Origin of the sequence: Neisseria sicca VK64 (assembly GCF_000260655.1) — a bacterium.
Taxonomy (GTDB): Bacteria; Pseudomonadota; Gammaproteobacteria; order Burkholderiales; family Neisseriaceae; genus Neisseria; species Neisseria sicca_B.
On sequence record NZ_AJMT01000178.1, the window covers coordinates 1 to 21,917 of the forward strand.

The window sequence follows — 21,917 nt, forward strand, 5'->3', positions numbered from 1 at the left end:
CATTTTCTTGTAAAGCCAAGTCCACACGTTCACGCAATTCCTTACCGGGCTTGAAGTGAGGGACGTGTTTTTCAGGCACTTCCACACGTTCGCCGGTTTTGGGGTTGCGGCCGATACGGGCCGGGCGATGGTTCAAATCGAAGCTGCCGAAACCACGGATTTCAATACGCTGACCGCGAGCCAGCGAGCGGGTCATGGTATCAACCAAAACCTTTACGCTGTATTCGACGTCTTTTGCCAGCAATTGGTTACCGTTTTTCTCGGCAAAAACTTCTGCCAAACGAACCATTAATTCAGACTTCGTCATGTCTGCAACCTTATTCTTGGTCGCCGGACAGTTTGGCTTTCAGCAAGTCGCCGAGGCTGGTAGTACCTGCGCTGGCGGTTGCAGCAGCATTGACTGAATTCAGGGCTTCGCGGTTTTCTTTAGCGTCTTTGGCTTTAACAGACAGGCGGATGCTGCGGTTTTTGCGGTCGACGGTTACGATAACGGCTTCAACCTCGTCACCTTCTTTCAGTTTGGTGGTCAGGTCTTCAACGCGGTCGGCTGCGAATTCGGAAGCAGGCAGGTAGCCTTCCACTTCGTCAGACAGGGCAACAACGGCACCTTTGGCGTCAACAGATTTCACAGAACCTTTAACCAAAGAACCTTTGTCGTTTACGCTGATGAAGTTACCGAAAGGATCGCCTTCCAGCTGTTTGATGCCCAAAGAGATGCGCTCTTTGTCAACGTCGATTGCCAATACAACGGCTTCAACTTCTTCGCCTTTTTTGTATTTGCGTACAGCTTCTTCGCCGGCTTCAGTCCAAGACAGGTCAGACAGGTGAACCAGACCGTCGATACCGCCAGGCAGACCTACGAATACGCCGAAGTCAGTGATGGATTTAACCGCACCGGAGATTTTGTCGCCTTTGTTGTGGTTGGCGGCAAATTCTTCCCAAGGATTGGCTTGACATTGTTTCATACCCAAAGAGATACGGCGGCGATCTTCGTCGATTTCCAGAATCATAACTTCGACTTCGTCGCCCAATTGTACGACTTTGCTTGGGTGTACGTTTTTGTTGGTCCAGTCCATTTCGGAAACGTGTACCAAACCTTCGATGCCTTGTTCGATTTCAACGAATGCACCGTAATCGGTCAGGTTGGATACTTTACCGAACAGGCGGGTACCTTGTGGGTAACGACGGGTCAGGCCGCTCCAAGGATCTTCGCCCAATTGTTTCATACCCAGAGAAACGCGTTGTTTGTCTTGGTCGAATTTCAGGACTTTGGCTTCAACTTCTTGACCGACTTCCAACACTTCACTCGGGTGTTTCACGCGGCGCCATGCCAGGTCGGTGATGTGCAACAGGCCGTCGATGCCACCCAAGTCAACGAATGCACCGTAGTCGGTGATATTTTTAACGATACCTTTGATGATAGAGCCTTCTTGCAGGTTTTCCAGCAGGGCTTTGCGCTCTTCACCCAAAGTAGCTTCCAGAACGGCGCGGCGGGAAACCACGACGTTGTTGCGTTTTTTGTCCAGTTTGATGACTTTGAATTCGATTTCTTTGCCTTCAAAGTGGGAAGTGTCTTTAACGGGACGAACGTCAACCAAAGAACCCGGCAGGAATGCGCGGATGCTGTTGATCATAACGGTCAGGCCGCCTTTGACTTTGCCATTGATAACGCCGGACAGGATGTCGCCGTTTTCCATCGCTTCTTCCAAAGCGATCCAGTCGGCAGCGCGTTTGGCTTTTTCGCGGGACAGTTTGGTTTCGCCGAAGCCGTTTTCAACGGATTCGATGGTAACGGTAACGAAATCGCCAACTTTAACTTCAATCTCGCCCTGAGCGTTTTTGAATTCAGCAACGTCAATCAGAGATTCTGATTTCAGACCTGCATTAACGGTAACGAAGTTTTGATCGATTGCCACGACTTCGGCAGTAATCACCTCACCCGGGTTCATTTCTTGCAGGGTAAAGCTTTCTTCAAGCAACTGGGCAAAATTTTCCATAGTCATATATACTCTTTTCGGTACACCGCCAAGGGGTGCGGGGTAGGTTGGAGAATGCCTGCCGCCCTTGGCACGGCAGGCTTTGAAAATAAATATTTCAGACGACCTTTAGATGCTCCAAAGGTCGTCTGAAACAAAACGCAGGGATTATACCCTAAATTTCAAACTTTATGATACCAATCAAGCACTTTTTTTACAGCTTCTTCGATACTCAGCCCGCCCGTATCCAAAAGCTCCGCATCGGGAAGCTGCTTTAAGGGCGCGACACTGCGGCGGCGGTCCGCTTCATCGCGTGCTTCGATGTCCGACAAAATCCGTTCAAATTCCAAGCCTTCGCACGGAATGCCGATTTGTTTGGCGCGACGTTCCGCCCGTATTTTCGCACCTGCGGTCAGAAAAACCTTTAACGCCGCATCGGGGAAAACAACCGAACCCATATCGCGCCCGTCGGCAACCAAACCTTTTCCCGTCAGAAAATCACGCTGCCGCTGCAAAAGCGCGGCACGCACTTTCGGCAACTGCGCCACTGCAGAAGCGCCCATGCCGATGGCTTCGCTGCGGATTTGTCCCGAAACGTCTTCGTCATCCAAAAAGACCTGAGTGCCTTCAAAGCGGGCGGGCAGATTTTCCGCCAACGCGGCAACCGCCTCTTCATCGTTCCATTCCACATCCCGTTTCTTCGCATACAGTGCGGTCAGGCGGTATAACGCGCCGGAGTCCAGATAATCGAACCCCAAAGCCTGAGCGACGCGGGAAGCGACTGTGCCTTTCCCCGATGCACTGGGTCCGTCTATGGCGATGACTTTTTGTTTGGTATTCATATTTTGGCTTTCTGAGAATAATGTAGGAGGTCGTCTGAAAGGACGTATCAGGCAGGCATTATATAGATAATTGTTTAATAATGAGAACCGAGGTCGTCTGAAAAAGCGTTTCAGACGACCTCTGGTGTTAATTGGAGCTTGGATATAAACCTGACTTTATTTGTTATTATTTCGTTTGGGTAATTCAGATGAAGATTTGGCAGGTTAGGAGTAGGGCGGTTCAGTTTTGTTTTCAGGGGCTTGGTATATTTAATGGGTTGTTTGTAAATTAATGTTCATTTATGGGGTGAAACTGTATAATTCCCGCCGTTTGAATTGATTTGACGAGGCTTTTTGATGAACCAGCTTAAATTGGCGGTTTCCGGCGCGCAGATTTTGTTTGTAGCGTTCGGTGCGATGGTGCTTGTTCCGCTTTTGACCAAACTGAATCCTTCTTTGGCACTTTTGGGGGCGGGCATCGGTACGCTGCTCTTTCAAATAGTCACCAAGCGTAAAGTGCCGATTTTCCTCGGCTCTTCTTTTGCCTTTATTGCGCCGATTATCTACTCCCTCGAAACATGGGGCCTGCCTTCGACCATGTTCGGGCTGTTTGCGGCGGGTTTTATGTATTTTGTGTTTGCTGTGCTGATTAAATGGCGCGGGCTGGCTACGGTCAACCGGCTGCTGCCACCCGTGGTTATCGGGCCTGTGATTATGGTCATCGGCTTGTCTGTCGCTGCAGCCGCAAGTGAAATGGCAATGGGCAAATCCAGCGGAAAGCAAGTAATAGACTATGCGGATGCGCTGATTTTGTCGGGCTTTACGTTTGCCGTTACGGTGGTTGTATCGGTTTTCGGCAGCCGTATGATGAAACTGGTTCCGATTTTAATCGGCGTGGCTGCAGGCTATATTTTGGCTTTGGTCATGGGCTTGGTAGATACCACCACCATCGCGGCTGCGCCGTGGTTTGAAGTACCACATTTTGAAACACCGCAAGTCAACTGGCAGGCAGCGCTGTTTATGCTGCCCGTCGCCATCGCGCCCGCCATCGAACACATCGGCGGCATCATGGCAATCGGCAATGTAACGGGCAACAACTACACCAAAGACCCGGGTTTGGATAAAACACTGGCGGGCGACGGATTGGGCGTATGCGTGGCAGGTTTGATCGGTGGTCCACCGGTAACGACTTACGGCGAGGTAACGGGCGCGGTGATGATTACGAAAAACAGCAATCCGGTCATTATGACTTGGGCGGCGATTTTCGCTATCGCTATGGCGTTTTTCGGCAAATTCAATGCTTTCCTCGCTTCCATCCCTCTGCCCGTAATGGGCGGTATCATGCTGCTTTTGTTCGGCACGATTGCTTCTTTGGGCATTAAAACGCTGGTGGATGCGAAAGTGGATTTGATGCAGCCGAAAAATCTGGTGATTGTCAGCTCGGTTCTGACGGTTGGCGTCGGCGGCATGGCGGTTCATGTCGGTACGTTGAGTTTTGCCGGCGTCGGTTTGTGCGCCATTTTGGCAATCGTATTGAATTTCTTGCTGCCGAATCCGAAGACGGAAAGTTGATTTGGCATTGTCGCCGATAGGGAGAAAAGGTCGTCTGAAACGGGGAATGCCCTGATTTCAGACGACCTTTTTAGCGAAAGGATTTGATGTTGGCAAAATGATAATAGGTCGTCTGGAACGATATCCTTGCCATATAGAGATATTGATATGTTAATATCCTATTTTTATTAAATAGGAAAGTAACCATGTTGCACAAAATCGGGATCATGAGTGCGTTAATTTTGGGTCTTGCCATGCCGGCCGCTGCCGAATGTTTGATTCAAAAAGACAGCATCGCAGGAATTAAATTAGGGCAGAACTTAAAGCAGGTAAAACAGAAATTCCCGAAGGCGAAAATGGAGAGAACAAGCGACGCCGAAGGTGTAGCATTTGTTGCCATTACGCTGTCTAAAGACGTTATGGTTTTCGCTTTGCAAGATGGAGACGACAATCCTGATTCTCCTATAAAACTCCATAAAAAAATTGATTCTTTGAGCACCTATTCTCCCGCCTGTCACACGGTTTCGGGGGTACATCCGGGCATGAAGATTAAAGATGCAGAAGCCAAACTGGGTAAAGTCAAAAAAATCATAATGTCGGAAATCGAATCTCGTGAATACGCAATATTTACCCGCCACCCGAAACATTTCGACTTTAGAATGGAAATAGGAACAGGAATTTATCCGGGTAAAGGTAGAGCACCGAATCAAACTCGGCGTTACCGTAAAGGGGGCAGTATTTTAGAAATTTCTGTATCTAAATACGGAGGTTTTGATAACTGAAGAGCAGGGCATTAGGCAAAAAGCTTACAAAGCCGACTACGGAATAGAAACGCTCCTGTACGTTCCAGCTGGCTTTTAAAATCCCTGAAAACTGTCCAAACGGCTATGGGATTTGAACAACCGCCGCCCTGTAACTGTTGCCGATTGATTTCACTATATAATACAGGTCGTCTGAAAACCGGATTTCCGTTTTCAGACGACCTTTTTGATGCTTACCTGCCTTAACCGTTTATTTGTGCGCCTAGAGTATTGAATCTATGCCTTCCGCCCTTATAAATAGCAAATACGGCATAATGATTAACATGATAAAGACGGAAGAACGATATGGCAGAAAAAACCTATTACGAAATTCTCGGCGTGGACAAAACCGCCGACGCCGACACCATTAAAAAGGCCTACCGCAAACTGGTACGCAAATACCATCCCGACGTCAGCAAAGAACCTGACGCCGCCGAGCGCACCGCCGAAATCAACACAGCCTACGAAACCTTATCCGACCGTGAAAAGCGTGCCGAATACGACGAATTGCTGGCCAACCCCTACGGCCGCAGTGCAGGCGGCAATCCGTTCGGCGGCGCGCAATCCGGCGGTTTTCACTACGAATACCGTGGAGGCGAACCTTTCGGCGCAGGCGATTTCAATTTTGAAGATTTGTTTGCCGGCTTCGGCCGCAGTCAGAGACAGGCGCACGCAAGGCCGGACGGTCCGATTAAAGGCGAAGACCAGCACGCCGAACTGAGTATCGATATTTACGCCGCTTATGTCGGCGCGGAGCGCTCATTAAGCCTGAACGTGCCGACCGTGGACGAATATGGCCGCGTCGGTTATCAGACCAAAACCTTAAACGTCAAAATTCCCAAAGGCATTACCGAAGGCCAGCAAATCCGTTTGGCGGGACAGGGCCTGCCCGGTCACAACGGCGGCGCAAACGGCGATTTGTATCTGAAAATCAAGTTCCACGACAAACCCGATTTATACGTTAAAAACAAAAAAGACGTATACCAGACCATAGACGTCAAGCCTTGGGAAGCCGTATTGGGCGGCAAAATCATTGTTCCCACCGCAGCCGGACGCTTGCAGGTCAACCTGCCTGCTAACAGCCAAAACGGTAAAAGCATACGCCTGAAAGGCAAAGGCATTCCGGCCAAAGAAGCGGGCGATTTGTACCTCAACATCCGCATCAGCGTTCCCAAGGCCGAAAGCGAAGCCGACCGCGCCGCATGGGCGCAGCTTGCCGCCCACTTTGACGGCAAAAGCGCATCAAATTGAAAGGACAAACCATGACGCAACACACCGACATTACCCTGACTTTCGAAGAAATCCTCGCTGCCAGCCGCTGCCGCCGCGATTGGCTGCTGGAGCTGATAGAGGAAGAAATCATCAACGTAAACGGCAGGCCGGAACAAACTTTGTACAGCGGTTTCCAACTCGCCCGCATCCGCCGCGCCCAGCGCCTGAGCCGCGACTTCGATGCCGGCATTCCCGCGCTCGGCCTGATTATGCGCCTGCTGGACGAAGTGGAAGAATTGCGCAAGGCACAGCAGCCCTTATCCCTTCTGGATGAAGGCAAATAGCGGTCAACAAAAGAAGGCCGTCTGAAAAACAGTTTTCAGACGACCTTTTTTCAATACGGGAAACGAAAATGGCTGAGAATACCGCCGATGATTTGAACCTTGCCGCCGCTCAAGCGGCCGGGCATTTGCTGGAGCGTTGCGTACCGGAGCATGCTGCGGCGCTGACGCCGTATGTATTGCGGCTGTTTGCTGCTTTGCAGAACGGGCATTCGTTTGTGTGGCTGGATGAGGGCGAGGCGGAGGAATTGGCGGGATTGGCGCCGACGGTCGGGCAGGGCGCGTCGCCGTTGGTGTTGCAGGGCAGAAAGTTGTTTTTGGGGCGGATGTGGCAGCTCGAGCATGATTTGGCGGCTGAAATCAAGCGTTTGGCAGAAGCGGAAGTCGAGCCTGTGGATTGGATGAGCGCGTCGCAAAACTTGTCCGGTTGGTTTGCCGACAAAGGCAGCGCAGGGCAGCGGGATGCGGCGGGGCTTGCCCTGCTTCAGGCGTTTATGCTGATTACGGGCGGGCCGGGTACGGGTAAAACGACGACGGTGGCGAAACTTTTGGGGCTGATTTGCACCAACTCTGCCACGCGCCTGCCGCGTATCGCTCTGGCCGCGCCGACGGGCAAGGCTGCGGCGCATATGGCGCGCGCGCTGCATCGTGCGGTGGACGGTTTCGAGATGCCAGAGGCGGTGCGCAATCATTTGTCCGCGCTGGAAGGGCAGACGGTCCACCGCCTTTTGAAACTGCGCCCGCCGCAAATGCTACCTGCGTTTGACGGCAACCGCCCGCTGCCTTTGGATGTGTTGGTAGTGGATGAGGCTTCGATGTTGGATGTTTCCCTGCTGCTTCACTTGCTGCGTGCGATTCCGTCGGGCTGCCGCGTGATTTTTTTGGGCGACGAGTTCCAACTGCCTTCGGTCGGCGTCGGCGCGGTATTGGCGGCGTTGTCGAGACGGACGGTTTTGGATAAGGAGACGGCGGATCAGCTGAGCATTTATCTGCCGGAACACGGTTTCCTCGTGGAGGAAAATCCGCCGGCTTTATCGCAAAACGTCGCGCAACTGAAGGTTAGCCACCGTTTCGGCGCAGACAGCGGCATCGGTTGCTTGGCAAGGGCGGTCGTATCGGGCAAGAGCGGGGAAGGTTGGGCGCAGTTTGCCTTGTTCCCTGACGAGCTGGAAATCCGTGAAGGTCGTCTGAAACAACAGGCGGAGCTGCTTTACCGCAAACACGAAAAATACTGGCAGGCAGTCGATAAAAACGATGTGGCACTGGCGTTCGGACACGCGGCGGACGTGGTTGTTTTGGCGGCATGGCGGCAGGACGCGGAGGCGTTCAACGAAGAGTATTGCCGTTATCTGCAACGCAAACATCGGGCGGGCGCGGATACACCGTGGTTCGCGGGACAAATCATCATGATTACGCGCAACGACTATACGCTGGAAGTGTTTAACGGCGACATCGGGCTGATTATGCCCGACGCGGAGTCGGCGAACGGCTTGGCGGCGTATTTTCCGAATGCGGACGGTTTCAAAAAAATCGCCATCAGCCGCCTGCCGCAGTTTGATTCCGCGTTCGCCATGACTGTGCATAAAAGCCAGGGTTCGGAATATCGGGAAGTCTGGCTGCTGCCGCCGTCGGGGAAAATAGAGCAGGGCGGGGATGACGCGCTGTCGGGCTTAAACAATGCGCTGCTCTACACCGCCATCACCCGCGCACGGGAACGCTTCGTCTTTTGGGGAAATGAAGAGCAATGGCGGATGGCGGTGGAAACCCGCAAAACCCGCCGCACGGCATTGGGCGACATTTTGGATGCGATGTTCGTGCCGAAAGCTTGAATCAAACCCTAAAGGTCGTCTGAAAACGAAACGGATGCTGCCGGAAGTTTTCAGACGACCTTTCTCTATTGATATGCGTCAAAATCAGTTTGGAAATAAGCATAATACTCTAAATCTTCTTGACGGTTTGTGCCGTCTTTCATAGGATTACAGCCGTTCGATTACAAAAATTAGTAAATTTCTAACAAATATTGATTAGGAATTTTTGTTAAAAATACCTTTTACCCTTCAATCGGAGATTGGCATGAACATCCAAAAAAACTTTGCCGTTGTATGCGCTGCCTTGGCGGCATTACCCACCGCATTTGCAGAAACCGCTAGCGTAGAGCGCGATGCCGCCGCATTGGCAACGACGAGCGATTACGTCAATTCGGGCAGCGTCATCCGCAAAGACGAAGACAAAATCAGCATTTTCAACGATTTGCTGACCGTAAACGGCACATTCCGCGTCCGTGCCGACACCAAAGACATCAATGCCAACAACAGCAGCACCAATCCCACGCCCGACGCCTCCAATACCAATTTCAACGCCGAATTCTGGTTGCGTGCCAAACTCTATAAAGACTGGAAACTGGTGACCCAAATCGAACCCAACATCGACTTGAAAACCGGCAAATTCAACGGCGACCATGATGTTCCCGTGAACAAACTCTATGCCGAAGGCTCGATTACCGAAGGCGTCAAAGCCCGCGTCGGTAAATTCGGCGCATTCTCTTCCTACGGCCGTGTCTGGGATACCGAAGTAACCGGCGGAGAAATCTTCTTTGACAACAAAACCCTGCCCACTAAAATCTATGCTGGCCGCCGTACCGGCAGCCTCAACGACAACGTATGGGGCATAGGCGGCCGCCGCAAACACTTCGCCGCCATTCAAAGCAGCCTGCCGATTAACGAAAACATCAACGTCGGCGCAACCGTCAGCTACATGAAAGACATAGACGTGCGCGGCGCGAAGAAAAATGCCGTCTTCGGCGAAATCGGCGCAGATGTCAAATTCAACGACGATTGGCGTTGGATGGCGGCGGTCAGCAAGTCCAACATCAAAGCCTATAACGACGCAGGACAAAAAATCAAAAACGACGGCGTGTTCACCGAAGTCCGCTACAAACTCGCCGACTGGAAAGTCCGCAATTCCTACGACGTCTTCCTGAACTACCGCCGCGTCGGCGCACTTTCGGGCGTATCTTCCGTACAAGACTACAGCAAAAACGTACAAGGCGTACAAGTCGGCGCGACCTACGTTCCTTGGAAAAACTGGAAAGTGTCAGGCTTTTACTTGGCGGGTAAACAAGTTACCCCGACTGCCGGCTCAAGCAGACAAGACGTCAACGTCTTGCGCGGTCAAGTGGAATACAAATTCTAAGCCGTTTGGATAAAGCAAAAGGTCGTCTGAAAACCTGTTTTCAGACGACCTTTGCTTTTCTCCTCCATCAAATCGAATATTCAATCAACTCGTTTTGCGAAAACACATAAACCTGTTTCGGCACCAATGCCAATTCCCGCCCTGCGGACAAATCCAGCCGCGAGGCGTCGCTGCCTGCCAGTGTGATATGTACGTCCTGTTTGCCGTGTTTCACCAAAACGTGCGTCAGTGCGCCGACGGCGTGGATTTTTTCAATCTCGGCGCGGATCATCGGCGTTTCATGTTCGGCGGCGATCTGCCATTCGTGCGGGCGGATGTAGCCGGTGGCGGTTTGTTCCTGCCATTTGTATTGCGCGTCCAATTTCCACGCGAAGCCGTTGTAATGCCAAATGCCTTTTTCGATGCGTCCTTCAAATGCGTCGGTTTCACCGAGAAATTCGGTAACGAAGGCGTTTTCGGGTTTGCGGTAAATGGCTTCGGCGCTGCCGGTTTGTTCGATTTTGCCGTGGTTCATGACGACGATTTCGTCGGAAACTTCGAGGGCTTCTTCTTGGTCGTGGGTAACCAGAATGCTGGTTACGCCCAAGTTGTGATGGATGTCGCGCAGCCAGGTACGCAATTCTTTGCGTACTTTGGCATCCAGCGCGCCGAAGGGTTCGTCCAGAAGCAGGAGTTTCGGTTCGACGGCGAGGGCGCGGGCGAGGGCGATGCGCTGGCGTTGGCCGCCGGAGAGCTGGTGCGGATAGGATTTGGCGAGGTGGGAGAGCTGCACGAGTTTGAGCAATTCTTCGACTTTGGTGCGGATTTGTTCTTTGGACGGGCGTTCGGACTTGGGCAATACGGTCAAGCCGAAGGCGACGTTGTCAAACACGTTCATGTGGCGGAAGAGGGCGTAGTGTTGGAACACGAAACCGACTTTGCGTTCGCGCACATGCTTGGTGGTTACGTCTTGCCCGTCAAACAGGATATTGCCGCCGTCGGCGTTTTCCAGTCCGGCAATGATGCGCAGGAGCGTGGTTTTGCCGCAGCCGGAAGGGCCGAGCAGGGAAACGAGTTTGCCGGTGGGGACGTTGAGGTTGATGTTTTTCAGCGCGTGGAAACTACCGAAGTGTTTGTTTAAGTTTTGGATGGTGATGCTCATGCTGCGTTCCTTTCGGCGGCGGCGAGTTTTTTATCTTGTAATTTTGTGATGATGTTCTGCACCGCCAGCGTCGCCAGTGCTAAAAGTGCCAATACGCCGGAGAGGGCGAATGCGCCGGTGAAGTTGTATTCGTTGTAGAAGATTTCGACCAAAAGCGGGATGGTGTTGGTTTCGCCGCGTATGTGTCCCGATACCACGCTGACCGCACCGAACTCGCCCATCGCGCGGGCGTTGGTGAGGATGATGCCGTAGAGCAGCGCCCATTTAATGTTGGGCAGGGTAACGCGCCAAAACATCTGCCAGCCGCTTGCGCCGAGTATCAGGGCAGCTTGTTCTTCGCTGTCGCCCTGCGCCTGCATCAACGGGATGATTTCGCGTGCGACAAAGGGGAAGGTAACGAACAGCGTTGCCAAAATAATGCCGGGGATGGCGAAGATAATCTGTATGCCTTGCGCTTCGAGCCAGCCACCCAACGCCGTGTGCGCGCCGAACAATAAGACGAACATCAAACCGGCAACCACGGGCGATACGGAAAACGGCAAATCGAGCAGGGTGGTCAGCAACTGCTTGCCGCGGAAGTCGAAACGGGTCAGCAGCCACGCCATCGCCACGCCCAAGACGGCATTAACGGGAACGACCACTGCGGCGGTAATCAGGGTGAGCTTGATCGCCGCCCACGCTTCAGGGTCGGTAATAGATTGAAGGTACAAATCCCAACCGCCTTTCAGCGCTTCGTAAAACACGGCGACAAGCGGTACGACCAGCATCAGCAGCAGGAACCCCAGCGCGACAGCGGTCAGCAACACGCTCAGCCAGCGCGGTTCGGTCAGGTTGGGATTGGCGGAATAGGGTTTCATGGCGGTGGTGTTCTCTGGTTGGTTTTAAGATGTTTGGAGGTCGTCTGAAAAAACCGTTTTCGTGGGGCGGATTCGTTTTCAGACGACCTTTTATTGATTAAGAGAGCAAAAAGCGTCTAGCTGCCGTCATTCCCGCGCAGGCGGGAATCCATCGGTAAAGTTCGGCTGCCTTATTTATTTTTGGTTTTTCTGTTGCAGTGCGGTGGATTCCCGCCTGCGCGGGAATGACGGTAAGAGGGATTTCAGACGACCCCTCAACCCTTCGCACCCGAACGCCTGCTCAACGCCCACTGCATCACGTTCAGCACAAACAGAATCACAAACGAAACCAGCAGCATAAACAACGCCACCGCCGATGCGCCCTGTACATCGAACTGTTCCAACTTGCCCGTAATAATCAGCGGCAGGATTTCGGAAACCATCGGAATGTTGCCCGCGATAAAAATTACCGAGCCGTATTCACCCGTTGCCCGCGCGAACATCATGCCCGCGCCGGTTAAGAGCGCCGGCGTGATTTCCGGCAGCAGCACGCGGCGGAACGTCGTGAAACGGTTTGCGCCCAAAGTCGCCGCCGCCTCCTCATATTCGCCCGACAATTCCTCCAATACCGGCTGCACGGCGCGGACAATAAAAGGCAGGCTGACGACGACCAGCGCAATCCAAATGCCGATGGGCGTAAACGCAATTTTGATGCCCAAAGGCTCGAAAAATCGGCCGATCCAACCGTTGGGTGCATATAGGGTCGCCAACGCGATACCCGTAACTGCCGTCGGCAGCGCAAACGGCAAATCGACCAGCGCGTTCACCAGCCCCTTGAGCGGAAATTCATAGCGCACCAACACCCACGCCACCAGCGTGCCGAACACGACATTGGTCAGCATCGCATAAAACGACATCCGCAAACTCAGCCACACTGCCGCCAACACGTTCGGCTCGGCAATCGTGTTCCAAAAGCCGCCCCAGCCGATTTCCGCCGCCTTCGCCGCCATCATCGCAAACGGCAAAACCACCAGAAGCGACAGGCACAATACGGTCAGGCCGAGGCTGATTTTGAAGCCGGGCAGTACGCTGGGCGTTTTGAGTAATAACATGGTCGCTCGGAAGGGAAAAAGAAGATGCTGCCACTTTAACGGGGTCGTCTGAAAAACGGAAAGAATGGTTTGTTTGTTGCAAAGATGATTTTGTTATATATGTCGGATTGCCGTTTGGGGCTTTCAGACGACCTGTTATAATCTGCGCCTCTTTTTGGTTCGTCTGCATTCCCATGAAACTCAACCCCCAACAGCAAGCCGCCGTCAAATACCTCGGCGGGCCTCTGCTCGTGCTTGCCGGCGCCGGCAGCGGCAAAACCGGCGTGATTACGCAAAAAATCAAGCATTTGATTGTCAACGTCGGCTATCTGCCGCATACCGTTGCCGCGATTACCTTCACCAACAAAGCCGCTACGGAAATGCAGGAACGTGTTGCCAAAATGCTGCCCAAATCGCAAACGCGCGGGCTGACGATTTGCACGTTCCACTCTTTGGGCATGAAGATTTTGCGCGAAGAGGCAAACCATATCGGTTACAAAAAAAACTTTTCCATCCTTGATTCCACCGACAGCGCGAAAATCATCGGCGAACTTTTGGGCGGCACAGGAAAAGAAGCCTTATTCAAAGCGCAGCATCAAATTTCCCTGTGGAAAAACGATTTGAAAACGCCCGAGGACGTGCTTCAGACGACCTCCAACGCTTGGGAAGAACAAATCGCGCGCGTGTATGCAAGCTATCAGGAAACCCTGCAAAGCTATCAGGCGGTGGACTTCGACGACTTAATCCGCCTGCCCGCCGTGCTGTTGCAGCAAAACAGCGAAGTGCGCAACAAATGGCAGCGGCGGTTGCGTTATCTGTTGGTTGACGAATGTCAGGACACCAATACCTGCCAATTTACGCTGATGAAACTCTTGACCGGCGCAGAAGGCATGTTTACCGCCGTTGGCGACGACGACCAGTCCATCTACGCATGGCGCGGCGCAAACATGGAAAACCTGCGCAAAATGCAGGAAGACTATCCGCAGATGAAAGTTATCAAACTGGAGCAAAACTACCGCTCCACCGCGCGGATTCTCAAAATCGCCAACAAAGTCATCGAAAACAACCCCAAGCTGTTCACCAAAAAACTTTGGTCGCAGTTCGGTGAAGGCGAAATCGTCAAAGTCGTTGCCTGCCAAAACGAGCAACACGAAGCCGACTGGGTCGTCAGCCAAATCGTCAAGCAGAAGCTAGTCGGTGGCGATAAAACCCAATACGCCGATTTTGCCGTGTTATACCGCGGCAACCATCAGGCGCGGATTTTTGAAGAAGCCTTACGCAGCGCGCGCGTTCCTTACCAACTCTCTGGCGGACAAAGCTTTTTCGACAAAGCCGAAATCAAAGATGTTTTGTCTTATTTGCGCCTGCTTGCCAACCCCAACGACGATCCCGCCTTCCTGCGCGCCGTTACCACGCCCAAACGCGGCATCGGCGATGTAACGTTGGGCAAGCTCAACACCTACGCGCACGAACACGAATGCAGCCTGTATGAAGCCGCGCAAACCGAAGAAGCCCTTGCTTTGCTGAACAACACCAACCGCCAACACCTGCAAACCTTTATGGATATGTTCGGCAGCTACCGCGCCAAAGCGGAAACCAGCGAAGCGGGCGAACTCATCAACAGCCTGCTCAAAGAAATCGACTACGAAAACCACCTGCTTGCCAGTGAAGAAGGCAAAGCCGGCGAAATCAAATGGCGCAACGTCAGCGACCTGACCGGTTGGCTAGAGCGCAAAGGCGAACAAGACGGCAAAAACATCATCGAACTTGCCCAAACCGTCGCCTTAATGACACTCTTGGAAGGCAAAAGCGAAGAAGAAGTCGATGCCGTCAAACTCTCGACCCTACACGCCTCCAAAGGCTTGGAATACCCCTACGTCTTCCTTGTCGGCTGCGAAGAGGGCATCCTGCCGCACAACGACAGCATCGAAGAAGACAACGTCGAAGAAGAACGCCGCCTGATGTACGTCGGCATCACCCGCGCCAAGCGCCAGCTTACGTTGACCCACTGCGTCAAACGCAAAAAACAAGGCACATGGCAGTTCCCCGAACCCAGCCGCTTCATCGACGAAATGCCGCAGGAAGACATCAAGATTTTAGGGCGCAAAGGCGGCGAACCGATTGTGAGCAAGGAAGAGGGCAGAAGCCATCTGGCGGGGATGCTGGATATGTTGGCGGCGAAAGGGAAGGGCTGATATAGTGGATTAACTTTAAACCAGTACGGCGTTGCCTCGCCTTAGCTCAAAGAGAACGATTCTCTAAGGTGCTGAAGCACCAAGTGAATCGGTTCCGTACTATCTGTACTGTCTGCGGCTTCGTCGCCTTGTCCTGATTTAAAGTTAATCCACTATACATCAGAAAGACAGGGCGCAAAGAGGTCGTCTGAAAATGGTTTAAGGGCGTCTGAAAGTATCGGTTTTCAGACGACCTTTTTCAGCGATTTGAGGGTCGTCTGAAACGCCCGTCCTAGCAATAAGTAGCATATTCAAACTATTTCGTTTCGGGTATAGTATCGCCTGAACAGACTTTCAGGCAGGCTGATTGGTGCGGAAGCGACGTTTTATATGTTATCCCTAAAGATTCCCGCGCCGCCAATCGTCAGCCCGCCCTAAACCGTATGATGCGACATTGCTTTGGAGAAGCGCTGAAATGTTCAAACGTCCTGAAGAAATCATCGTCCTTGTCCTTGCCGTCATTTGGGTGGTGCTGACTTATTTCATCGCCGCCTTTCTCGGCGCCGATACTTACACCATCTTCCTGATTACCGGCCTGACGCTGGTATGGGCAGGCGTATGCTTCCGCCTGTGGCAGATTAATTTGAGCCGTAATATCTGGCCGCTGTTTTTAGGCAGCTTGGTGATGTGTTGGTGGCCATATTTGGATTGGTTCGCCATCAAAGACATCGTCGTTCCCGCTTCCGGAGGGGAGGCGATTATCCTGAACAGACCATGGTATGCAAGCTGGACCTTCAAATTCATCCTGTCGCTGATTCCGGTCGTACTCGGCTACGCATACAAATGGAAACAGGCTAAAAAACGCCATGCCGCTACGCCAAACGCCTGATATCCCCAGCCTAAAACGCCGTTGATAGCAAACGGCGTTTTGCTTTTTCAGACGACCCGCATACTGTCAACACCATCGATAAACTGCTATACTTTTCGGATAATTCAACCGGTTTTTACTCGGATAAGGTCGTCTGAAAAGTACCCGACAAACGGAATAGAAATGATCAGCAAACAAGAATATCAAGCCCAAGCCGCCCAAGGCTACAACCGCATCCCGCTCGTTCAAGAACTCCTTGCCGACTTGGATACGCCGCTTTCCCTCTATCTCAAACTCGCCAACCGCCCCTATACCTACCTGCTCGAATCCGTTGTCGGCGGCGAACGTTTCGGCCGCTATTCCTTTATCGGACTGCCTTGCAGCCACTACCTCAAAGCCGGCGGCAAACACGTCGATGTTTATCAAAACGGCGAAATCGTCGAGCAACACGACGGCAATCCGCTGCCCTTTATCGAAGCCTTCCACAACCGTTTCAAAACGCCCGAAATCCCAAGCCTGCCGCGCTTTACCGGCGGACTGGTCGGCTACTTCGGTTACGAAACTATCTACAATTTCGAACACTTCGCCCACCGCCTGAAAAACACCGCCAAAGCCGACCCGCTCGGCACGCCCGACATCTTGCTGATGCTGTCGCAAGAGTTGGCGGTTATCGACAATTTGAGCGGCAAAATCCACCTCATCGTTTATGCCGATCCCTCACAGCCCGACGGCTACGAATGCGCCCGCGAACGCCTCGAAGACATCCGCACCCAGCTGCGCCAAAGCTGCGCCATCCCGCTCTCGCTCGGCAGCAAACACACCGAAGCCGTCAGCGAGTTCGGCCAAGAACCGTTCAAAGCCTGCGTCGATAAAATCAAAGACTACATCTTCGCAGGCGACTGCATGCAGGTCGTCCCCAGCCAGCGCATGAGCATGGAGTTTACCGACAGCCCGCTCGCCCTCTACCGCGCCCTGCGCACGCTCAACCCTTCGCCTTACCTCTTTTACTACGATTTTGGCGATTTCCACATCGTCGGTTCCTCGCCCGAAATCCTCGTCCGCCGCGAACGCGACGACGTCATCGTCCGCCCCATAGCCGGTACGCGCCTGCGCGGCAAAACCCCCGCCGAAGACCTTGCCAACGAGCAGGATTTATTAAGTGACGCCAAAGAAATCGCCGAACACGTCATGCTTATCGATTTAGGGCGCAACGACGTCGGCCGCATCAGCAAAACGGGCGAAGTCAAAGTAACCGACAAAATGGTGATTGAAAAATACTCCCATGTGATGCACATCGTTTCCAACGTCGAAGGTCGTCTGAAAGAGGGCGTTACCAACATGGACATCCTCGCCGCCACGTTCCCCGCCGGCACACTCTCCGGTGCACCCAAAGTCCGCGCCATGGAAATCATCGAAGAAGTCGAACCGAGCAAACGCGGCATCTACGGCGGCGCCGTCGGCGTATGGGGCTTCAACAACGACATGGATTTGGCGATTGCGATCCGCACAGCCGTAGTGAAAAACAACACGCTATACGTCCAAAGCGGCGCAGGCATCGTCGCCGACTCCGATCCAACCTCCGAATGGCAGGAAACGCAGAACAAAGCCCGAGCAGTGGTACGCGCTGCGCAGATGGTGCAGGAAGGGTTGGATAAATAAATTTCAGACGACCTTTGTAGAGAGGGTCGTCTGAAAATACTTAAAAGAAAGAAAAACACCCATGAGATTAAATGAAAAACAACAAAAATCCGTCAGCAAATTCCTTAGCCTGATCTTGCGTCACAGACCCGAACAGATCGGAATTACTTTGGACAAAAACGGCTGGGTGGATATTGATATCCTGCTGGCACAAGCAAATCACCCCAAGCACAACTTTACCGGCGTTGCATTGACGTACGATAATTTAATGGAAGTTGTTGAAAATAATGACAAAAAACGGTTTACCGTATCAGAAGACGGCAAGCGTATTCGTGCCGCGCAAGGGCATTCCACAAAACAGGTTGACATCCAGTATTGCGCAACGACACCGCCTGATATCCTATATCACGGTACAGCGGAAAAATCGGTACAGTCGATATTTGGTCAGGGGCTGCATGCAGGTTCACGCCATTTCGTCCATCTTTCGGCAGATATCGAAACCGCAATCAAAGTCGGTTCCCGACATGGTAAACCCGTAGTGTTAACCATCAACACCGCAGCCATGCTTGCCGACGGCCATCAGTTTTACCTCGCAGACAACGGCGTTTGGCTGACTGAAAACGTTCCGGCGAAGTTTATTGCCAAGTTATGAATTTAGTGCGAGTTTTCTTTTAGTTTATGTTTAGAAAAATCCGCCCGTAAAAATAAGGGGCGGATTTTGTTTGTGAGTAACTTATTATCTGGCACATTAGTTCGCATAATGTATATTATGTTAAATTATATCGATTGATTCAAGTTTCTCAATATTCTTTAGTTCTATCCATCTCTCTTCGTACCTATCACAGAGCTTTTTAAAATCAGTTAAAATACACGACTTGATTTTATTTTTCCCTATTTCCTTATGAACATCTTATCCGTAGAAAACGCTTCCTTTGCCGTCGGCCATGTCGCCCTGCTCGACAAAACTTCCTTCCAACTCGACAGCGGCGAAAAAATCGGTTTAATCGGCCGTAACGGCGCGGGTAAGTCTTCGTTTCTGAAAATCCTCGCCGGCGTGCAGAAGCTCGACGACGGGCAGATTATCGTTCAAAACAACCTCAAAATTGTTTATGTGCCGCAGGAATCGTTTTTTGACAAGGAAGCCACCGTATTCGACACCGTCGCCGAAGGTTTGGGCGAAATTCGCGATTTGCTGCGCCGTTACCACCGCGTCAGCCATGATTTGGAGCACAATTCAGACGACGTTTTATTGAAAGAACTCAACGAATTGCAGCTTGAAATCGAAGCGAAGGACGGTTGGAAGCTGGATGCGGCGGTGAAGCAGACTTTGGGCGAACTCGGTTTGCCGGAAAACGAAAAAATCGGCAACCTCTCCGGCGGGCAGAAAAAGCGCGTCGCCTTGGCGCAGGCTTGGGTGCAGAAGCCCGACGTATTGCTGCTGGACGAACCGACCAACCATTTGGACATCGACGCGATTATCTGGCTGGAAAACCTGCTCAAAGCGTTTGAAGGCAGCCTGGTCGTGATTACCCACGACCGCCGTTTTCTGGATAATATCGCCACGCGCATTGTCGAACTCGACCGCGGCATTCTGCGCTCCTATCCCGGCTCCTTCTCCAAATACAGCGAGAAAAAAGCGCAGGAATTAGCGGTTGAGGCGGAACACAACCGCCTCTTCGACAAATTCCATGCGCAGGAAGAAGCGTGGATACGCAAAGGCATCGAAGCACGCCGCACCCGCAACGAAGGACGCGTGCGCCGTTTGGAAGAACTGCGCCGTCAGCGTGCCGAACGCCGCAACGTGCAGGGACAGGTCAACTTCAAACTCGACAGCGGCGAGAAAAGCGGCAAAATCATTGCCGAACTGGAACATGCCTCGTTTGCCTACGGCGACAAAGTCATCATGGACAAATTCTCCTCCATCTTGCAGCGCGGCGACAAAATCGGCTTAATCGGCCCCAACGGCATCGGCAAAACCACCTTTCTCAAGCTGATTCTGGGCGAATTGCAGCCGACCTACGGCAGAATCCGCATCGGCAGCAAGCAGGAAGTCGCCTATTTCGACCAATTCCGCAGCGCGCTGAACGAAAACGACACCGTGTTTTACACGCTCGGCCAAGGCAACGATTACGTCGAAATCGGCGGCAAGAAAAAACACGTCATGAGCTATCTGGAAGATTTTCTGTTTCACCCTGCCCGCGCGCAAAGCCCCGTCTCATCGCTCTCCGGCGGTGAACGCAACCGCCTCCTGTTGGCAAAACTCTTCACCCGCCCTGCCAATATCCTGGTCTTGGACGAACCGACCAACGACTTGGACATCGACACCCAAGAGCTGCTCGAAGACCTGCTGCGCGATTACCAAGGCACGGTATTCCTTGTCTCGCACGACCGTATGTTCCTCGATAATGTAATTACCCAAAGCATTGTTTTCGAAGGACAAGGCCGTCTGAAAGAATACATCGGCGGCTATCAGGACTATATCGACGCAAAATCACGCGAAGAGAAAATTCAGACGACCTCCGCACCCAAAGCAGCCGCTGAGCCGGAAAAAGCCAAACCCAAAGCCAACCGCACGGTCAAACTTTCCTACAAAGAACAGCGCGAACTCGACGCCCTGCCCGACGAAATCGCCGCCTTGGAAACCGAACAGGCGGCAATCAACGCGCAGCTTTCCGATCCTGAAATTTTCAAAGATTACGAGAAAGCCGGTGCATTGCAAAACCGCGCCGAAGAAATCGAAACACTGCTTTTGGAAAAATTGGAACGCTGGGAGCTTCTGGAGGCGAAGCAGAACGGTGAAGCAGTTTGATTTGCCGATAGTAGATTCCTATTTGCTTTAAACATCAGCAATGAGATAACAAAAAGCCTTGAAATTGTTATATTTCAAGGCTTTTATACGTTATAAAATAAAACTGAAAATTAGACTTGGTGGAGGCGGGGGGAATCGAACCCCCGTCCGGAAGTCCTCTACAGAGCGTTCTACATACTTAGTCGTGTCTATTTGAAATCTCGTTCCTATCATGCCGACCGACAGGCCTTCTAGGAACCAGTTACCTTAAATCTTATTTCCCGCCAAGTAACCCGGCGGAAAACCAGTCAATGTAGAATGACGTTGCGGTAGCTTGCGCTACACAGCCCATTGACCAACTGCTGCAACGGCAGGCCTTAAGCGGCCAGTGCGTAAGTTTCGTCGTTTGCGACTATTTAGATTCAGTGTTTTACGGGAAATCTGAGACCCCGGTATGCCCGCATCTGCTTTGCAACCCCCGTCGAAACCAAGATCGCCCCCAGATGGGAAAGGTCGATTATACGCATATCGTTATACTTTGCCAAGCAGGACTGCCTTGATGATGAGTTGGATTGGGATGGTTGCAGAGATTCGAGGTCGTCTGAAAAATACAGTGAATTCGTTTATAATACCGCTTTCCGATTTTGAGCCTGTTTGAGCATGAAAAAGGTTGAGAAGAATATCTTGGTTTTGCACAGCGCGGAGCAAATGTTTGAGTTGGTCGATAAGGTTGAAGACTATCCGAAATTTTTGCCCTGGTACAGTAAAACTGAAGTTATCGAACGAAAAAACAATGAATTGAAAGCGCGTCTTTTTATGGACTATATGCGCGTGCGCCAATCATTTGCTACGCACAATCACAATATTCCCGGTAAGGAAATCCGAATGGATTTGTTGGAAGGACCTTTTAAAATCTTGCGGGGAACATGGAAATTCTTAGATTTGGGCGACGATATGTGCAAAGTTGAATTTAAATTGGAATATGAATTTTCCAACTCTGTCTTATCTGCCATGATTTCTCCTGTTTTCAGCCATTTGTCCGGAGCATTGGTTGATGCGTTCGTTAAAGAAGCGGATCGCCGTTATGCTTGAGATTGAAGTCGTTTACGGTTTGCCTGACAAGCAAGTGTTGAAAAAAATGAATGTGCAAAATGGCTGCACGACGCGTGAAGCGGTATGCCAAAGCGGGCTGGATGAAATATTTTCTGAATTGGACTTACAAACTGCTCCGCTGGGAATTTTTGGCAAATCAGTTAAAGATGAGACGCTTCTTCGCGATAAAGATCGGATTGAGATTTATCGCCCATTATTGATTGATCCTAAAGAGGCACGCCGCAAACGTGTACAAAATCAGGATTGATAGTTAACTTGGGTCGTCTGAAACCATTTTCAGACGACCTTTTATCGAAATTGACCGCATTTTCTGCGGTATTGAGAAATAATTATGTCGAATAAAATCAAAATGATCGTCGGACTGGGAAATCCCGG

19 protein-coding genes and 1 other RNA gene are annotated in these 21,917 nt (G+C 51.8%); 13 read left to right on the forward strand and 7 right to left on the reverse strand.

Annotation, left to right across the window (positions count from 1 at the left end):
* From HMPREF1051_RS10230 to cmk, 3 genes are all read right to left on the reverse strand, one after another.
* The coding region (locus HMPREF1051_RS10230; protein WP_036492960.1) for an integration host factor subunit beta at window positions 1-307 on the reverse strand (307 nt) is incomplete at its 3' end.
* A gap of 10 nt (window positions 308-317) precedes the next feature.
* A complete protein-coding gene (gene rpsA, locus HMPREF1051_RS10235) occupies window positions 318-2,003 on the reverse strand; it encodes a 30S ribosomal protein S1 (RefSeq protein ID WP_003759201.1) in 1,686 nt (561 codons plus the stop codon).
* A 155-nt stretch (window positions 2,004-2,158) separates the two neighbouring features.
* The gene (cmk, locus tag HMPREF1051_RS10240; RefSeq protein ID WP_003759198.1) at window positions 2,159-2,818 is read right to left on the reverse strand and encodes a (d)CMP kinase; all 660 of its coding nucleotides are present in this window, start codon (window positions 2,816-2,818) and stop codon (window positions 2,159-2,161) included.
* A 336-nt stretch (window positions 2,819-3,154) separates the two neighbouring features.
* Here cmk and HMPREF1051_RS10245 point away from each other — a divergent pair, with 336 nt between their 5' ends.
* The 6 genes from HMPREF1051_RS10245 (at window position 3,155) to HMPREF1051_RS10270 (ending at window position 9,893) form a co-directional block, all read left to right on the forward strand.
* Window positions 3,155-4,369 (forward strand): uracil-xanthine permease family protein, encoded by a 1,215-nt coding sequence (locus tag HMPREF1051_RS10245; protein ID WP_003768261.1) that lies wholly within the window; start codon window positions 3,155-3,157, stop codon window positions 4,367-4,369.
* 185 nt (window positions 4,370-4,554) lie between these two features.
* Window positions 4,555-5,130: a hypothetical protein gene (locus tag HMPREF1051_RS10250; protein ID WP_003768250.1), complete on the forward strand. Its 576-nt coding sequence runs from the start codon at window positions 4,555-4,557 to the stop codon at window positions 5,128-5,130.
* Between the two features lie 324 nt (window positions 5,131-5,454).
* A complete protein-coding gene (locus HMPREF1051_RS10255) occupies window positions 5,455-6,399 on the forward strand; it encodes a DnaJ C-terminal domain-containing protein (protein WP_003768246.1) in 945 nt (314 codons plus the stop codon).
* Between the two features lie 11 nt (window positions 6,400-6,410).
* A complete protein-coding gene (locus HMPREF1051_RS10260; RefSeq protein ID WP_036492956.1) occupies window positions 6,411-6,704 on the forward strand; it encodes a chaperone modulator CbpM in 294 nt (97 codons plus the stop codon).
* 68 nt (window positions 6,705-6,772) lie between these two features.
* A complete protein-coding gene (gene recD / locus HMPREF1051_RS10265) occupies window positions 6,773-8,530 on the forward strand; it encodes an exodeoxyribonuclease V subunit alpha (RefSeq protein ID WP_003768239.1) in 1,758 nt (585 codons plus the stop codon).
* A 244-nt stretch (window positions 8,531-8,774) separates the two neighbouring features.
* Window positions 8,775-9,893 carry a hypothetical protein gene (locus tag HMPREF1051_RS10270; RefSeq protein WP_003768264.1) on the forward strand — a complete coding sequence of 373 codons (1,119 nt, stop codon included), beginning with the start codon at window positions 8,775-8,777 and terminating at the stop codon, window positions 9,891-9,893.
* Between the two features lie 67 nt (window positions 9,894-9,960).
* On the opposite strand, the gene HMPREF1051_RS10275 is transcribed toward HMPREF1051_RS10270, so the two are convergent.
* The 3 genes from HMPREF1051_RS10275 to cysT form a co-directional block, all read right to left on the reverse strand.
* On the reverse strand, window positions 9,961-11,034 hold the full coding sequence (locus HMPREF1051_RS10275; RefSeq protein ID WP_003768227.1) for a sulfate/molybdate ABC transporter ATP-binding protein: 1,074 nt from the start codon (window positions 11,032-11,034) through the stop codon (window positions 9,961-9,963).
* Window positions 11,031-11,891, reverse strand: a complete 861-nt coding sequence (cysW, locus tag HMPREF1051_RS10280) for a sulfate ABC transporter permease subunit CysW (protein ID WP_003768270.1) — start codon at window positions 11,889-11,891, stop codon at window positions 11,031-11,033. Before cysW ends, HMPREF1051_RS10275 begins: the two co-directional genes overlap by 4 nt.
* Before the next feature lie 254 nt (window positions 11,892-12,145).
* Window positions 12,146-12,982 carry a sulfate ABC transporter permease subunit CysT gene (gene cysT, locus HMPREF1051_RS10285; RefSeq protein WP_003768248.1) on the reverse strand — a complete coding sequence of 279 codons (837 nt, stop codon included), beginning with the start codon at window positions 12,980-12,982 and terminating at the stop codon, window positions 12,146-12,148.
* Window positions 12,983-13,155: 173 nt separating this feature from the next.
* On the opposite strand from cysT, the gene rep reads away from it, so the two are divergent.
* The 5 genes from rep to HMPREF1051_RS10310 all read left to right on the forward strand — a co-directional run bounded on the left by rep (window position 13,156) and on the right by HMPREF1051_RS10310 (window position 20,450).
* Window positions 13,156-15,156 (forward strand): DNA helicase Rep, encoded by a 2,001-nt coding sequence (gene rep, locus HMPREF1051_RS10290; RefSeq protein WP_003768256.1) that lies wholly within the window; start codon window positions 13,156-13,158, stop codon window positions 15,154-15,156.
* A 454-nt stretch (window positions 15,157-15,610) separates the two neighbouring features.
* Window positions 15,611-16,024 carry a hypothetical protein gene (locus HMPREF1051_RS10295; RefSeq protein ID WP_003768229.1) on the forward strand — a complete coding sequence of 138 codons (414 nt, stop codon included), beginning with the start codon at window positions 15,611-15,613 and terminating at the stop codon, window positions 16,022-16,024.
* Between the two features lie 162 nt (window positions 16,025-16,186).
* A complete protein-coding gene (gene trpE, locus HMPREF1051_RS10300; protein ID WP_003768243.1) occupies window positions 16,187-17,662 on the forward strand; it encodes an anthranilate synthase component I in 1,476 nt (491 codons plus the stop codon).
* A 61-nt stretch (window positions 17,663-17,723) separates the two neighbouring features.
* Window positions 17,724-18,293, forward strand: coding sequence for an RNA 2'-phosphotransferase (locus tag HMPREF1051_RS10305; RefSeq protein WP_003768254.1), 570 nt, complete (start codon window positions 17,724-17,726; stop codon window positions 18,291-18,293).
* 249 nt (window positions 18,294-18,542) lie between these two features.
* Window positions 18,543-20,450 (forward strand): ATP-binding cassette domain-containing protein, encoded by a 1,908-nt coding sequence (locus HMPREF1051_RS10310; RefSeq protein WP_003768237.1) that lies wholly within the window; start codon window positions 18,543-18,545, stop codon window positions 20,448-20,450.
* A gap of 117 nt (window positions 20,451-20,567) precedes the next feature.
* Here HMPREF1051_RS10310 and ssrA read toward each other — a convergent pair.
* Window positions 20,568-20,930: a transfer-messenger RNA gene (ssrA, locus tag HMPREF1051_RS13660) on the reverse strand.
* Between the two features lie 159 nt (window positions 20,931-21,089).
* Here ssrA and HMPREF1051_RS10315 point away from each other — a divergent pair.
* Together HMPREF1051_RS10315 and HMPREF1051_RS10320 are read left to right on the forward strand one after the other, a co-directional pair.
* Window positions 21,090-21,521, forward strand: a complete 432-nt coding sequence (locus HMPREF1051_RS10315) for a type II toxin-antitoxin system RatA family toxin (protein WP_003756250.1) — start codon at window positions 21,090-21,092, stop codon at window positions 21,519-21,521.
* Window positions 21,514-21,789 carry an RnfH family protein gene (locus HMPREF1051_RS10320; protein WP_003768257.1) on the forward strand — a complete coding sequence of 92 codons (276 nt, stop codon included), beginning with the start codon at window positions 21,514-21,516 and terminating at the stop codon, window positions 21,787-21,789. The genes HMPREF1051_RS10315 and HMPREF1051_RS10320 overlap by 8 nt, the downstream gene beginning before the upstream one ends.
* The last annotated feature ends 128 nt before the right edge of the window (window positions 21,790-21,917 follow it).